Source organism: Blautia sp. AM28-27 (genome assembly GCF_003480905.1).
Classification (GTDB): Bacteria; Bacillota; Clostridia; order Lachnospirales; family Lachnospiraceae; genus Fusicatenibacter; species Fusicatenibacter saccharivorans.
The window spans coordinates 1-986 of record NZ_QUJK01000042.1; the positions used below are offsets into that span (position 1 = coordinate 1).

Annotated in this window: 2 protein-coding genes; both read left to right on the top strand. The window is 46.7% G+C overall.

From position 1 onward, the window contains the following. Positions 1-237 precede the first annotated feature (237 nt). The gene (locus DW743_RS17825) at positions 238-435 is read left to right on the top strand and encodes a hypothetical protein (RefSeq protein ID WP_004612761.1); all 198 of its coding nucleotides are present in this window, start codon (positions 238-240) and stop codon (positions 433-435) included. Continuing rightward, on the top strand, positions 436-986 hold a 551-nt coding region (locus DW743_RS17830; RefSeq protein WP_158583314.1), incomplete at its 3' end, for a recombinase family protein.

Here is a 986-nt window from a genome sequence, read left to right on the forward strand (position 1 = left end):
GACAGCCCGTTGCACCCCCTGTTGCTATCCCGTTGCCGAGCCGGTTGCCGGGGAAAATCCCGAAACTATCGGCTTTTCTCCCCTATGACAACCAAAACAACAGAAAAATAAAAGAAAAGTATAAATAGTAACCATCGCCAGATTGAGATTGTTTGCAAGGTCTTTTGAAGCCCGTTGCCGGACTTCGTTGCCGACACCCTCTGTCTGGCTATTTTCATGTATGGAGGATAACTGCCTATGGCAAAAAACAAAACAGAGATTCATGTTACAACGGTGTTTGACGGGGAACTGGACGCAACCGATGTGTTCGTCAGCCTGATTTCCCAGAAATATGGAAAGACAAATACAAAAGAATATCTTGCTAAAAAGAAAGATTTGAAGTATAATGAAGATGAGGTTCAAAAGAGCCAGATACCGTCTGGATTGTGTGGGTAAATGGCTATGATGAACGAAATGGAATATAGAACAATCGGAAAGGCACTTGCCGGGGGCTATCGTGCAGCGGTCTATTGCAGGCTGTCAAAGGACGATGACCTACAAGGCGAAAGTGCCAGTATCGCAAACCAGCGTGATATGCTGGAAAAATACTGCGAAAAGCAGGGATGGGAGGTTGTGGCAGTCTATCAGGACGATGGTTTCACAGGTCTTAATATGGAGCGTCCTGATTTGCAGAGAATGTTGAGAGCCATTGAGCGCAGGCAGATCAACCTTGTCATCACGAAAGACCTCAGCCGTCTGGGGCGTAACTATCTGCAAACCGGGCATTTGATTGAGGACTTTTTCCCAAGAAACGGTGTCCGCTATATCGCCATGAATGACGGTATCGACACCCTGCGGGATAACAACGATATTGCCCCGTTCAAGAATATCCTGAACGAGATGTACAGCAAGGATATTTCCAAGAAAGTCCATTCCTCTTATCTTCTGAAAGCGCAGAAAGGACAGTTTACCGGGTGTCTTGCCCCGTTTGGGTATCGGAAAGACCC